This is a genomic window from Salinicola halophilus (assembly GCF_003206155.1).
GTDB lineage: Bacteria > Pseudomonadota > Gammaproteobacteria > Pseudomonadales > Halomonadaceae > Salinicola > Salinicola halophilus.
The window spans coordinates 19,110-31,415 of the sequence record NZ_PZJV01000004.1; the positions used below are offsets into that span (position 1 = coordinate 19,110).

Genomic DNA, 12,306 nt, shown 5'->3' on the forward strand with positions numbered 1-12,306 from the left:
TGCTTTTCAGCGTTACCGGTCGGGATTGATGGGTAGCGCCACGACGCCCACGGCTACGCCTTCCTGGCCGGTCATTCCCCCTCCGGGGTCAGCGCGGCCTGCTGATCCACCGAACGCGCGCCGCTCGGCTGGGCCATGCCGATCCGCCCGAGTCCGGGCAGCTTCAATGCCGGCGATCGCCAGTCGACACCGAAGGCCAATCCCAGCACGTTCCACTCGATGCCCTCATCGAATGCCAGCATCACGCCAAGCAACCCGTTCAGCGATACCTGATAGCCGGTCCCGCTCGGCGCGCTCGCGAGCACGCCCGAAAGCGCATCGCCCTCCGATGCGATGAGATAGTCCTTGCCGATGGCGGTGGGCGGAAAGTCGACCGAGAGTGCGGATACCGATCGCACCACCCAGGCTACGAAGGTGTTGCTGTTGGGGCCCGGCCAGACTCGATAGCGGTCGGCGCGGGGGTAATTCGCCACTGCCGTTTCGATCTCGTCGATCGCACGACTGGCCCGCGCCCCGCGAATGTCCGCCAGCAGCGTCGGCGGGTTGCCGTACCAGTAACGGTCCGGGGAGCCGTAAGCGCTCACCACGACCGGTCGGCGCCAGCTCAACACCTGGTGAATGCGATAGCGCTCGGCCCCTTCCGCCTTGGTCGCGATCCAGGTGTGCACGCCAAAGGCACCGCGCCAGCCGAAGGTGCGCGCCGCGTAGACCTGCACCACCGCATCGGTGAGCGTCGCGGGGTCCGGTGCCAGGCCACTGGCTCTGCGGTCGGCCTGCCGCCAGTCGGTGTCCAGCGCCACTTGTTGCGATGCCAGCATGTAGCCGGGCCCGAGCAGCAGCGCGGCGACGAAAGTCGCCACTGCCAGCAGAGAGAGGGCGAAACGTTGGACGACCATCGATAGCCCCATGGCAGTGAGTACTCGGCAGAAATGCACGTCAGGGGTTGAATCGCCGACGCGTGACCCGCATAACAGTCGCCAATCTCGAATCGGACATCAAGGGTTCTACTCATGGCTGCAATCGTCGATCCCCGCACCGGTCAGCCGCTCGCCGGCCCGGAAAGCAATGACACCGGCGCATCGGGCGGTGTCTCTCGCGAGGACGTGATCGTTGACGTCACGCTGGAGAATTTCCAGCAGGTGGTGCTCGAAGGCTCGATGCAGCGGCCCGTTCTGCTGCAGAGCTGGAGCGGGGCGAGCGAGCCCTGCCAGAATCTAAAGCCGATCCTCGAAAAGCTCGCCACCGAGTACGCCGGTGCCTTCGTGCTGGCGCGACTCGACATCGCGGCGTATCCGCAGATCGCCTCGCAGCTCGGCGTGCAATCGGTGCCGGACGTCAAGCTCATCGCCCAGGGTCAGCTCTACGATCAGCTGCAGGGCGCGCTGCCGGAAAAGCAGGTTCGCGAATGGCTGGCGAAGTACATCGAAGCGCCGGACACGGCTTCGCAGAGCCCGGAGGAGATGGCCGAGGCGGCTCTCGCCAACGGCGATACCGCGACCGCTCAGGCGATCTTCGACGAGCTGATCCAGCAGTATCCCGAACACTACGATTACCAGATCGATCTCGCCGGGGTCTATGTGGCCGCCGGTGACAGCGACACGGCCCGCCAGCTGCTCGACAACCTGCCGCCGGAGCATCGCGACGGCGCCAAGGCCCGCGGCGTGCGTGCGCGCATCGAATTCGGCGAGAAGGCGCTGAGCCATGCCGAGATCGAGGCGCTGGGTGAGCGCGAGGACAGTGAGGCACAGTACGCACGTGCCCTGCGTCAGCTCGCCGACGGCGACTACGAGGCAGGGCTCGAGGCACTGCTGGCACTGATGAAGCGCGATCGCAGTTACGGTGACGATGCCGCCCGCAAGACGCTGCTGAACGTGTTCGATGCCCTCGGCGCCGATCACCCGCTGACGGTAACCTATCGCCGCCGCCTGTTCGCCATGCTCTATTGAACGATCGCGTCTCATCCGTCAGCGACGGAAACCCGGCCGTACGGCCGGGTTTTTGCGTCGAGCGGGGCGTCATCAAAAGACCACCGCCGAGAGATGACGAACTAGGCGCCGAGTACGCCGTCCAGTCGATTCAGCGCTTCTTCGAGCCAGGTTCGCGGCATCCCGAAATTGAGGCGAACGAAGCCCGGCGCCCCGAAATCCCGGCCTTCGGAGAGCGCGACTCTCGCCCCCTCCAAAAGGTGGTTCTGCGGCGACTCGCCGAGCCCGCTGCGGCGAAAGTCGAGCCAGGCGAGATAGGTCGCCTGTGGCGATGACAGCGTCACCCCCGGCCAGCGCTCGACGTAGCGTTCGACCAGCGCGAGATTGGCATTGAGCTCTTCGAGCAGCGCCTGACGCCAGGGCTCGCACTCGGTGTACGCCGCCACCGCGGCCTCGAGCCCCAGCACGTTGACCCCCGGCATCAAACCGGCGCCCGCCTGCTGGAATCGCTGGCGCAGCGTTTCGTCGGCGATCACTGCGCAGGCGCAGGAGAGCCCGGCGACGTTGAACGTTTTCGACGGCGCCCAGAGCGTTACCAGGCGTTCGGCGAGTTCGGGATGGAGTTGGCCCAACGGCCGATGCGAGCGCTCGGCGTCGAGGATCAGGTCGCAGTGAAGCTCGTCGGAAACGATGACCAGATCGTGGCGCACCGCCAGCGCCGCAAGTCCGGCGAGCTCCTCGGCACTCCAGACACGACCGGTGGGGTTGTGGGGATGGCACCACAGCAGCACGCGGGTGTTGGGCTTGATCGCCGCTTCCAGGCGGTCGAGATCGAGCGTCCAGGGTTCGCCGTCCGCGCTCGGCTCGGCGAGGGCGACCTGCTGGGCTTCGCGCCCGGTGTTGTCAGCGACCTTGAGAAATGGCGGGTAGATCGGGGTGACGGTCAAGATGCCCTCGCCCGGCTCGCTGAAGGCCAGCGCCGCCAGGTTGAGCGCGGGCACGACGCCGGGGATCCAGAGCTGCCAGTCGTGTTCGATGGCCCAGTCGTAGTGGTCGCGACTCCAGCGGCAGAGTGCCTGTCGTAGCGTTGCGGCAACGTCGCCGTAGCCGTAGACGCCGTGATCGACCCGCCGCGCGAGCGCCTCGATGATCGGCGGCGGCGAGACGAAATCCATATCGGCGACCCAGAGCGGCAGTACATCTGCGGCGTACTGCTGCCACTTCTTCGTCGGATGCTGGCGACGATCGATATGCGTGGCAAAATCGTACTGCGAGGTGACATTGTTGTTCACGCGCGTTTCTCACCATGGTTCGTTAGAGGACGAAAGATGCAGCGACCCCACTCGGCGTCACAGGCGCGGCCGTTCTATGCCCGCGCGGTGGCCGGCGGATCACGCCTGATCGGGCACTGGCTGCACCTGGGTCAGGCGAGCCCAGACCGTCTGGCGATGATTCTGGCCGATACGGCAAGGATCGCCAAACTCGGCGACCCTGAGCAGACACCGGACGGCGACACGCTGAAAGCCTGGAGCGACGACGTCGCCCCGCCGCGCTGGGCGGCGAGAACGGCGCTGTTCCTGCTGGTACAGCTACCCGCGCGCCCGCTGCCCGTCGACGACGACGAAGCCTGCGCCTGGGCCTACTGCTGGCTGCAGAATCGTCCGTTCGAAAGCCTCGACGATGCCCGCGCCGCCCTCCCCGAGCATCTGCGCGAACCGCTCGCGCCGGCACTGACGGCGGCCTGGGAGGATCACACCAGTCGGCGTCTGATCTAGGACCGTCTCACCCGAAGCCAGCCGAAACGTCGTCACTCCCTCAACGACCGCGACGTCGAGCCTGTCGTTTGGGCACGAAACCATCGGGCTTGTCAGCGAGCCAGTCGGCGAAGGTGCGTATTTCCGGGTGCGACAGCAGCGCCTCGCGACTGGCGTAGTGGTCGGCGAGCTCGCGCTCGCTGAGCGTGCGATGCAGATGCGAATGGCACGGCCGGCAGACCATGAGCACGGCAGTTTGCAGGTGTTCGCGATCGTGTCGCTTGCGATAGCGCGGCTTGCGGTGCAACGTTCGGGGGATGAGATGGTGCCGGGTCAATGGCGTCGCTCGTCCGCATAGCGCGCAACGCGGCGGCGAGTCGGCCGATGACGGGGCATCCGGCGGAACGTTCATCGGGTCGCCGCCGGTCGATAACGAGGAGTCTTCATAGCGTGACTAGCTTAGAAACGCCGGCGGGTTGCCGGCAAGGCCCAGAAATCGGCGGCGCCCTGACATGACGCCTGCCATCCGTCTGCTCGAATCCCGCGGCATTGCCCACGAGGTTACCAGCTACAGCGCCGACGACGATGGCAGCGGCTATGGTCCCGCCGCCGTTGCCGCACTCTCGCTGCCCGCCGAGTCGGTATTCAAGACGCTGCTGGCCAGACTCGACGACGGTCAGCTGGTGGTGGCGCTGGTACCGGTCTCGGGCTCGCTCGACCTCAAGGCCCTGGCGAAAGCCGCCGGCGCCCGTAAAGCACACATGGCCGCCGCCCCGGAGGCCGAGCGTGCCACGGGCTACACCGTCGGCGGCATCAGTCCACTGGGTCAGAAAAAGCGTCTGGCGACGTTCATCGACGAGAGTGCGCGGCGTCTTTCGCAGGTTCACGTCAGCGGCGGCCGACGGGGGCTGGAGCTTTCGCTGGCGCCGGCGGATCTGATCGCGCTTACCGGCGCGCGCGCCATCGCGCTGGCCAGAGACTGAGCCCGGCCATGGCGATCGATTACGATCTCTGGCTCGACCCCGACGACGTCGATCGCCATCGCACGCTGGAGGTGACGCTGGAGCGCTACTTCATCGAGCGACTGGCCGACTATCCGCATCTGCGATTGCCCGGGCCGGACCCCTACGACTATGATGCGCCGTTCAATCGCCTCTATACGGCCCTCATCGAGCGCGCCCGCGCCTTCTGTCTGCGTGACCATCACTACTCGCCGACACCGATGCAGCTAAGCCAGGCGTTCTATCGGGCGGTGGCCCGCTCTCGCAAAGTCATACTGGATTCTCCCCATGGTGATTCGAACCGATCGAGCGGCGACTGACGCGCAGCTCGAGACCATCGCGCAACAACTCGGCCGCGCGCCCCGCGGACTCGCCGCTGTCGCCGCCACCGACAGCCAGGACCGCCCCCTGGTGCTGCGCATGGCCCCCATCGTCGACGATGCCCCCTTTCCGACCCTTTACTGGCTCTCCTGCGAGCGGCTCAAGGTCGTGCTCTCCCGTCTGGAAGCCCAGGGCGTGATCAAGGAGCTGGAAGCAGCGCTCAAACAGGATTCCGAGTGGATGGCCGAGTACCACGCCAGCCACGAGGACTACGTGCGTCAGCGCTGGGACTACATGACGCCGGCACAGCGCGACACCGTCGAGCGCCGCGGCTTCACGCCGCTGATGCGGGAACGTGGCATCGGCGGGATCACCAATTGGGACCAGGTTCGCTGCCTTCACACCCAGTACGCGCATCACCTGTGCGGCAGCAACGCCATCGGCCGCTGGCTGGATACGCACTACGACGTCGCCGCGACCATTCCCTAGGTCCCGTCGATCGAACGTCGGAGCCGGCCCATTCGGCATCGATCATCCCCGGGCACCGGCCTGCCCGTGACGAGTGGCGATCGACGCCGCCGTCCGGGTCGTCTTTCATTCATCCAGGAGTGACAGCGTGAAAATCTGTGTTTATCTCGGCTCGCGCGAAGGCAACGATCCCCGCTTCGTCGAAGCGACCGAGGCGCTCGGACGTGCCATTGCCAGCCGCGGCTGGGGACTGGTCTATGGCGGTGCGCGCAATGGTCTGATGGGTCGGCTCGCCGATGCCTGTCTTGCCGGCGGCGGCGAGGTGATCGGCGTCATCCCGGAACACCTGGTCCAGCGTGAAGTATCGCACCCGAGCGTGACGCGGCTGATCCGCGTCGACAGCATGCACGAGCGCAAGGCGGCAATGGCCGCTCACGCCGACGCCTTCGTGGCGCTGCCCGGGGGCATCGGTACGCTGGAAGAGCTCTTCGAGATCTGGACCTGGCGCTATCTGGCACTGCATGCCAAGCCCCTTGGCGTACTCAACACCGCCGACTTCTATACGCCGCTGCTGACGTTTCTCGATACCACCGTCGAACACGGCTTTCTCGACCGACGAACCCGCGAGACGCTGATTGCCGATGAGCAGATCGAATCGCTGCTCGACCGGCTGGCCCGCGTTCACGCCGAGGCGGCGCTGTAGCCCCGTATCTCGATGCCTATCGACTACAGTGTGGGGATAGCGCGGCATGGCGTTGGCCGGTGCCGCACCGTAGAAAAGGTCGATCAACGCGAGGAGGACGACACATGCAGGCGATCACTATCGAAGACGGACGGCTCCATTGGCGTGAGCAGCCAGACCTGGGCTCGCTGGGGCCGCGCGAGGTACGCATCGATGTCGCTTGGGCGGGTGTGAATCGCGCGGACCTGATGCAGCGCGCCGGCAAGTACCCGCCGCCCCCGGGGGTGACCGAGGTACCCGGTCTGGAGATCAGCGGGACCATCGCGGCGACTGGCGAGCAGGTCGAGCGCTTCAAGCAGGGCGACCGCGTCTGCGCGCTGCTCGCCGGCGGCGGCTATGCCGAGCAGGTCGTCGTCGATGCCGCTCAGGTCCTGCCGATTCCGCAAAACCTGGGGCTACGCGAAGCGGCGGCCCTCCCCGAGGTGTTCGCCACGGCCTGGCTGAATCTCTACATGGAGGGGGCGGCGCAGCCGGGGCAGCGTGTGCTGCTTCACGCCGCGGCCAGTGGCGTGGGGACGGCGGCGATCCAGCTCTGTCGCGCCTTCGGCAATCCCTGCTTCGTCACCGCCGGCAGTCAGGAGAAGCTGGACGCCTGCTACAAGCTCGGCGCCGAGGCGGGCTGGAACCGCCACGACGGTAGCTTCGTCGACGCGGTCAAGGCCTGGGGCGGCGCGGACATGATTCTCGATCCGGTGGGCGGCGACTATATCCCGCAGGATCAGTCCGTGCTCAACGCCGATGGCCGACTGGTACTGATCGGCTTGATGGGCGGTAGCGAGTCTCGGCTCGATCTGGGACGCATGCTGATGAAGCGCCAGCGCGTGATCGGTTCGACCCTGCGCTCTCGTTCGCCGAAATCGAAAGGGGCGATTCTGGATGCGCTCTATACCCACGTCTGGCCGAAGCTCGCAAGCGAAGAGATTGCCCCGCTGATCGCCGGCGAATGGCCGATCCAGAAGGTGGAGACCGCGCAGCAGTACGTCACCGACAACGCCAACATCGGTAAAGTGCTGCTACGGGTCGGCGAGACAGCGTGACGGCCAGCGCCCGCTGGATCAGCGGGCGCTACGCGCGGGCGGTCGCCGCGTAGGTGAGCTGCAGCAGGCGAGCATCGTCGCCGGCACGGTGGCGTTGAATTCCGTGATCGACAATCAGCCGCTCCTTCGTCGCCCCCCAGTCCGCCGTCTGCGCCTCGCTCAGCAGCCGGCGTAACGCCTCGAGCCGAAAGCGTGCCAGTACTCCCGCCTGATGAAACAGCAGCGACAGCCAGGTGTTGTCGTACCCCCAGCTGTCGCTGTAAGCAATGCCATGGACGGCGAGTTCGTCGTTGAGCCAGCGCGCCACCTCGATCGGCGGATGCCCCTCCCGAATCAACCGCGAACGCGAGATACCGTGGAGTAGCTCGGCCTTCGGGTCCCAGTGTGTCCACTCGTCGACGGGCTGAATCAGAAAGGCGCAGGAGCTGCCGTCGGCCCGCGCCAGGCCGATCTCGATGGGATAGCTCCCCCGGCCGAACCCGGAAGCTTCGATATCTAGCAGGATGGGCAGCGGCACGGCGCGGGCTCCCTTATTCGTGACCGTTCTCGACAGGCATCGAGGTCCGACCATCATGGCAGCGTTGAAACGAGAGTACACCCCGGCGTCGGGTCCCGACGCGCGGAGAGTTCGTGCAGAGGCGAGGTGATTTCAGGGAACGGCGGGGGCGGCAGGCGTCGCTTCGAGCCTCGGCTGCTGTGACGCCAGATCGACCGCGAGTTCGCTCCACTCCTCGGCGCGAGAGGGGTCGCAGGGCAGGCCGAGCTCGCCGAGCTGATACGCCGTGGCAAGACGATCCGCGGCAAGGCTATGACCGTTGTCGCCCGCTCGGGCATACCAGGTGACAGCGTGATGCAGATTGGGCTGGTACTGGTTACAGCCGAGCTCGTAGATACGTCCGGCCTGATACTGGGCGTTGGGATCGCCCTCTCGCGCCGCCTGCAGCACGTAGCGCGCCCCGGTGGACTTGTCCTTGGCCGAGACACCGCGGTGGAGCAGCACCCGCCCGTAGAGCGAGCGCGCCGGCAGGTGTCCGGCATCGGCACAGCGCTTGAACCACTTGAGCATGAGCCGCTGTTTGCTCGGCGACCGCCCGATCCAGCCCACGTGAGAGAGTTGGGTCGCGAGACGGAATTCGAAACGCGTAAAGAAAGAAGACGCCTGTGGCATAACTGACAGTGACCTTGGTGACGAAGACCGCTCTCGGTCCGGGCAACCCTGTCGATCGGGACGCATCTTGTTCTACTACGCAACGCTTGAGCGCGCGTCGGAATCGACTCTAAGACCCGCCACAACCGTGCCGGTGGGCGAAAGGCCGCAAGGATACGCCCGTCCCCTGGGTGACTCAACCCCCGGACACAGGCGCCGGTTTGCTGCCCGCATGGGGCCCCTTTAACATGCGAATATATGACGCTTTTCCCGCTACCGGAGTTTTCCATGCAGCAACGTCTTCTGGGCCATACCGACATTCGAGTTTCGCGTCTGTGCCTCGGCACCATGACGTTCGGCGAGCAGAATAGCGAAGCCGAAGCGCATCAACAGCTCGACCGCGCCACGGCTGCCGGTATCGACTTCATCGACACCGCGGAGATGTATCCGGTGCCGCCCAAGGCCGAAACGCAAGGGCTAACGGAGCGCTACATCGGCAGCTGGCTCGCCAAGCGCGGGCGCCGTGACGACCTGGTCATCGCCAGCAAGGCGGCCGGTGCCGGTCGCGCCATGGAGCACCTGCGCGGCGGGCCGCGCCATACCCGTGAGCAGATTCTCGAGGCACTGGACGCAAGCCTTGCGCGCCTGCAGACGGACTATATCGATCTCTATCAGCTCCACTGGCCCGACCGCCACGTCAACTGTTTCGGCCAACTGGGGTATCTGCCGGGTGACGACAGCAACGCCACACCGCTCGAAGAAACGCTCGGGGCGCTCAAGGAAGCCGTCGACGCCGGCAAGATTCGCGCCATTGGTCTCTCCAACGATACGCCCTGGGGCGTGATGCGCTGTCTTCAGCTCGCCGACAAGCACGGCCTGCCGCAAGTCGCTAGCGTGCAAAACCCCTACAACCTACTCAATCGTAGCTTCGAGGTGGGCCTTTCGGAGATTGCACACCGCGAAGGGGTGGGTCTGCTCGCGTACTCCCCGCTCGCCTTCGGCGTACTCTCGGGCAAGTATCTGGACGGCCAAAAACCGGCCGGCGGTCGCCTGACGCTCTTCGAGCGCTTCTCGCGCTACACCTCGGCAACAGCCCAGCAGGCGACGCGTGAGTATGTCGATATCGCGCGTGACCACGGGCTCGATCCTTCCCAGATGGCGCTGGCCTACGTGACCTCGCGACCGTTCGTCACCAGCAACATCATCGGGGCCACCACGCTCGAGCAGCTCGACGCCAACATCGCCAGCGATACGTTGGAGCTTTCCGAAGAGGTCATCGAGGCGATCGAGGGCGTTCACCGGCGTATTTCCAACCCTTGCCCCTGATACGACGACCCTCTATCTGGCGGCTGCCTATCCTCGGCCGCCTCGGGTTTGACGCTTCAAGCCGCTTTCCGTTTTTTGAACTTCAAGAAGGCACGACATGCTCAGCATTCTTTCGCCGGCGAAAACGCTGGATTTCGAAACGCCGTCCACGACGCGAAGCGTTTCCCAACCGGACTATCTGGCCCAGAGCCGCGAACTGATCGATATTCTGCGCGGCTACTCACCTCAAGCGCTCTCGCAACTCATGGGCGTCAGCGACAAAATCGCCGGTCTCAATGCCGATCGCTACGCGGCCTGGGAAACGCCATTCGATCTAGACAATGCCAAGCCGGCGGCTCAGGCGTTCAAGGGCGATGTCTATGAGGGACTCGAAGCAGAGCAATTCGATGCCGAAGAGAATGCGTATGCGCAGTCCCACCTTCGAATTCTCTCGGGACTTTACGGTTTGCTGCGTCCATTGGATCTGATTCAGCCGTATCGTCTGGAGATGGGCATCAAGCTGAGCAATCCTGCGGGGAAAGACCTCTATGCCTATTGGCGAGATCAATTGACCCGGGATCTAGACGACGCCGTCGCGGCAAGTGGCACGCACGTACTGGTCAATCTCGCTTCCAACGAATACAGCAAGGCGATCGACCTCAAGCGCCTGGAAGCGGAGGTCGTCTCCCCAGTGTTCAAGGATGAGAAAAACGGCGAGTACAAGATCATCAGCTTTTACGCCAAAAAGGCACGTGGGCTGATGGCCGCCTGGCTGATTCGAGAGAGGGTCGAAACCGAAGCGACATTGGAAACGTTCGACGTCGCCGGCTATCGCTACTCGGCAGAAGCTTCGAAGCCGGGCATGCCGGTCTTCCTGAGACGTGAGCAAGATCGCGACCGATCGGCTTGATTTGTTCGATCTTCGACAGGAGATTGCCAAACCGTTTCATGCTTTACTGGCCTCAATCCCACACGTCTCCACGAGAGTGATACCCATGCGTAATTTATTCGTCATGATACTGGTCGGGCTTTTAGGATTTACCACGGCAATCGATCACGCGGAGGCCAAACGCTTCGGTGGCGGCAAGAGCTTCGGTTCCTACTCTCGCTCGGTGCAGCAGCCGGCTTCGACGCCGCGAGGCAACGCAGCGGCGCCGCCGCGGCAACCCAGCGCAGGTCTCTCTCGCTTCGCCGGACCGCTCGCCGGTCTGCTGGCCGGCGGCCTACTGGCGTCGCTGTTCTTCGGTGGCGCTTTCGATGGCTTTCGCATGCTGGATATCCTGCTGATTGCCATTGCGCTGTGGATCGGCTTTCGACTGCTGTCGGCACGGCGCCGTCATGCTCATGCGGGCAGCCACACTCAACAGCGCGAAGCTCAGGCTCACGACGAGCCGACATCGTTCACCGGTAGCTCGTCGGCTGGACAGGCGGACATCGCCAGTGCCGAGCCAAGCTGGTTCGATCGCGAACGCTTTCTTGCCGGCGCCAAGGAGCATTTCATGACGCTTCAGCGCGCCTGGGACAACAATGATCTGGAGCGAATTCAGGAGTACGTGACGCCGGCGCTCTACAACACGTTGAAGACCGAACGCGCCGAGCAACCGGCCAATAATCGTACGGAGATCGTTCGACTGTTCGCGGAGATGGGCAGTATCCAGACATTGAAGGATCAGGCAGAAGCGACAGTGCTCTTCCATGGCGTTCTCGAGGAAAACGGCGAAGAAACCGAGTTCAACGAGACTTGGCACCTACAGCGTGCCATGCGTGACAACGCACCTTGGTACGTTCAAGGCATCGAGCAGAACGACACCCGTTGACCTAACCAGCGCGCAGCAAAAAGCCGGGCCATCGGCCCGGCTTTTTATGCTTCGCTTGCCGGCTATTAGCCAGCGGAGAAGACGAGACGTTAGTTACGCGCGTCGTCGGCTTCGTCTTCCATGTCGTCACCCGCCTGTTCCATCTCGTCACCGGCGTCATCCATGGCATCGCCTGTCTCGTCAGCGGCGTTATCCATGGCGTCACCCGTTTCGTCGGCAGCGTTCTCGGCCGAATCCTCAGCGTCGTCCATAGCGTCTTCGCTAGCATCGCCAGCGTCATCGGCGGCATTATCGATAGATTGGCCGGTTTCTTCTGCAGGGCCATCGTCGCTATCGCAGGCGGCGATACCGAACGCCGACATACCCAGCAGCATGGCCATTGCCAGTTTTTTCAGCAGATCCGAACGCATACTCATTCTCCTTGGCGGCTTGTCCGTAATAGTGCCCTTCCAACATAGTCGTTAGCCCACCCTCCATCCACCCGGTCAGGCAGGTTTCCCGATTCCTTTCAAATAATGAAGCTTCCAGCGCCAGCTTGTCGGCCGATCGCGTCACCCCCTTCCGGTCTAAACCGACACCCTGCGATGTCTCGACCCTGAAAGAAGTCGCATCTCGACTCGGTTCACAAGAGAACGCGCGCGCTGCCTGCGGATGCACGAGAAGGGAGATCAACAAACAACTGAACGGGGATCATCGGGTGGGGGTTAGACCTGACGTAAGCCGGCCCGGGGTAGCATGGCCGCAAGCGCGTCCGGCATGAGCGGGCAAGTCGCTTGCGCGTTTTTCGGG

16 protein-coding genes are annotated in these 12,306 nt (G+C 64.3%); 10 read left to right on the forward strand and 6 right to left on the reverse strand.

Going from position 1 to position 12,306, the window contains the following annotated elements; all coding sequences use genetic code 11:
* Positions 1-71: 71 nt before the first annotated feature.
* Positions 72-896 carry a DUF3750 domain-containing protein gene (locus DOM33_RS11290; RefSeq protein WP_110669089.1) on the reverse strand — a complete coding sequence of 275 codons (825 nt, stop codon included), beginning with the start codon at positions 894-896 and terminating at the stop codon, positions 72-74.
* A 114-nt stretch (positions 897-1,010) separates the two neighbouring features.
* Between DOM33_RS11290 and DOM33_RS11295 the strand changes: the two genes are divergently transcribed.
* Positions 1,011-1,946 carry a tetratricopeptide repeat protein gene (locus tag DOM33_RS11295; protein WP_110669057.1) on the forward strand — a complete coding sequence of 312 codons (936 nt, stop codon included), beginning with the start codon at positions 1,011-1,013 and terminating at the stop codon, positions 1,944-1,946.
* 101 nt (positions 1,947-2,047) lie between these two features.
* Here the strand turns inward: DOM33_RS11295 and DOM33_RS11300 are convergent, their stop codons facing one another.
* Positions 2,048-3,217, reverse strand: a complete 1,170-nt coding sequence (locus DOM33_RS11300; protein ID WP_110669059.1) for a MalY/PatB family protein — start codon at positions 3,215-3,217, stop codon at positions 2,048-2,050.
* A gap of 36 nt (positions 3,218-3,253) precedes the next feature.
* Between DOM33_RS11300 and DOM33_RS11305 the strand changes: the two genes are divergently transcribed.
* Positions 3,254-3,700, forward strand: coding sequence for a hypothetical protein (locus tag DOM33_RS11305; protein WP_110669061.1), 447 nt, complete (start codon positions 3,254-3,256; stop codon positions 3,698-3,700).
* Positions 3,701-3,740: 40 nt separating this feature from the next.
* Here the strand turns inward: DOM33_RS11305 and DOM33_RS11310 are convergent, their stop codons facing one another.
* Positions 3,741-4,016, reverse strand: a complete 276-nt coding sequence (locus DOM33_RS11310) for a hypothetical protein (RefSeq protein ID WP_239495347.1) — start codon at positions 4,014-4,016, stop codon at positions 3,741-3,743.
* A 175-nt stretch (positions 4,017-4,191) separates the two neighbouring features.
* Here DOM33_RS11310 and ybaK point away from each other — a divergent pair, with 175 nt between their 5' ends.
* From ybaK to DOM33_RS11335, 5 genes are all read left to right on the forward strand, one after another.
* Positions 4,192-4,662, forward strand: coding sequence for a Cys-tRNA(Pro) deacylase (gene ybaK / locus DOM33_RS11315; RefSeq protein ID WP_110669065.1), 471 nt, complete (start codon positions 4,192-4,194; stop codon positions 4,660-4,662).
* 8 nt (positions 4,663-4,670) lie between these two features.
* The gene (locus tag DOM33_RS11320; RefSeq protein WP_110669067.1) at positions 4,671-5,000 is read left to right on the forward strand and encodes a hypothetical protein; all 330 of its coding nucleotides are present in this window, start codon (positions 4,671-4,673) and stop codon (positions 4,998-5,000) included.
* Positions 4,969-5,490: a DUF501 domain-containing protein gene (locus DOM33_RS11325; protein ID WP_110669069.1), complete on the forward strand. Its 522-nt coding sequence runs from the start codon at positions 4,969-4,971 to the stop codon at positions 5,488-5,490. Before DOM33_RS11320 ends, DOM33_RS11325 begins: the two co-directional genes overlap by 32 nt.
* 127 nt (positions 5,491-5,617) lie before the next feature.
* Positions 5,618-6,172, forward strand: a complete 555-nt coding sequence (locus tag DOM33_RS11330) for an LOG family protein (RefSeq protein WP_110669071.1) — start codon at positions 5,618-5,620, stop codon at positions 6,170-6,172.
* 104 nt (positions 6,173-6,276) lie between these two features.
* Positions 6,277-7,248, forward strand: a complete 972-nt coding sequence (locus DOM33_RS11335) for an NAD(P)H-quinone oxidoreductase (protein ID WP_110669073.1) — start codon at positions 6,277-6,279, stop codon at positions 7,246-7,248.
* Positions 7,249-7,276: 28 nt separating this feature from the next.
* On the opposite strand, the gene DOM33_RS11340 is transcribed toward DOM33_RS11335, so the two are convergent.
* Both DOM33_RS11340 and DOM33_RS11345 read right to left on the reverse strand, forming a co-directional pair.
* Positions 7,277-7,765 carry a hypothetical protein gene (locus tag DOM33_RS11340; protein ID WP_239495348.1) on the reverse strand — a complete coding sequence of 163 codons (489 nt, stop codon included), beginning with the start codon at positions 7,763-7,765 and terminating at the stop codon, positions 7,277-7,279.
* Between the two features lie 132 nt (positions 7,766-7,897).
* The gene (locus tag DOM33_RS11345) at positions 7,898-8,314 is read right to left on the reverse strand and encodes a tetratricopeptide repeat protein (protein ID WP_338053854.1); all 417 of its coding nucleotides are present in this window, start codon (positions 8,312-8,314) and stop codon (positions 7,898-7,900) included.
* Between the two features lie 369 nt (positions 8,315-8,683).
* On the opposite strand from DOM33_RS11345, the gene DOM33_RS11350 reads away from it, so the two are divergent.
* The 3 genes from DOM33_RS11350 (at position 8,684) to DOM33_RS11360 (ending at position 11,517) form a co-directional block, all read left to right on the forward strand.
* Positions 8,684-9,721, forward strand: coding sequence for an NADP(H)-dependent aldo-keto reductase (locus DOM33_RS11350; RefSeq protein ID WP_110669077.1), 1,038 nt, complete (start codon positions 8,684-8,686; stop codon positions 9,719-9,721).
* A 97-nt stretch (positions 9,722-9,818) separates the two neighbouring features.
* The gene (yaaA, locus tag DOM33_RS11355; protein ID WP_110669079.1) at positions 9,819-10,610 is read left to right on the forward strand and encodes a peroxide stress protein YaaA; all 792 of its coding nucleotides are present in this window, start codon (positions 9,819-9,821) and stop codon (positions 10,608-10,610) included.
* Positions 10,611-10,695: 85 nt separating this feature from the next.
* Positions 10,696-11,517 (forward strand): Tim44 domain-containing protein, encoded by an 822-nt coding sequence (locus DOM33_RS11360; protein WP_110669081.1) that lies wholly within the window; start codon positions 10,696-10,698, stop codon positions 11,515-11,517.
* Between the two features lie 89 nt (positions 11,518-11,606).
* Here DOM33_RS11360 and DOM33_RS11365 read toward each other — a convergent pair whose 3' ends face one another.
* Positions 11,607-11,897 carry a hypothetical protein gene (locus DOM33_RS11365; RefSeq protein WP_204352673.1) on the reverse strand — a complete coding sequence of 97 codons (291 nt, stop codon included), beginning with the start codon at positions 11,895-11,897 and terminating at the stop codon, positions 11,607-11,609.
* Positions 11,898-12,306 lie beyond the last annotated feature (409 nt).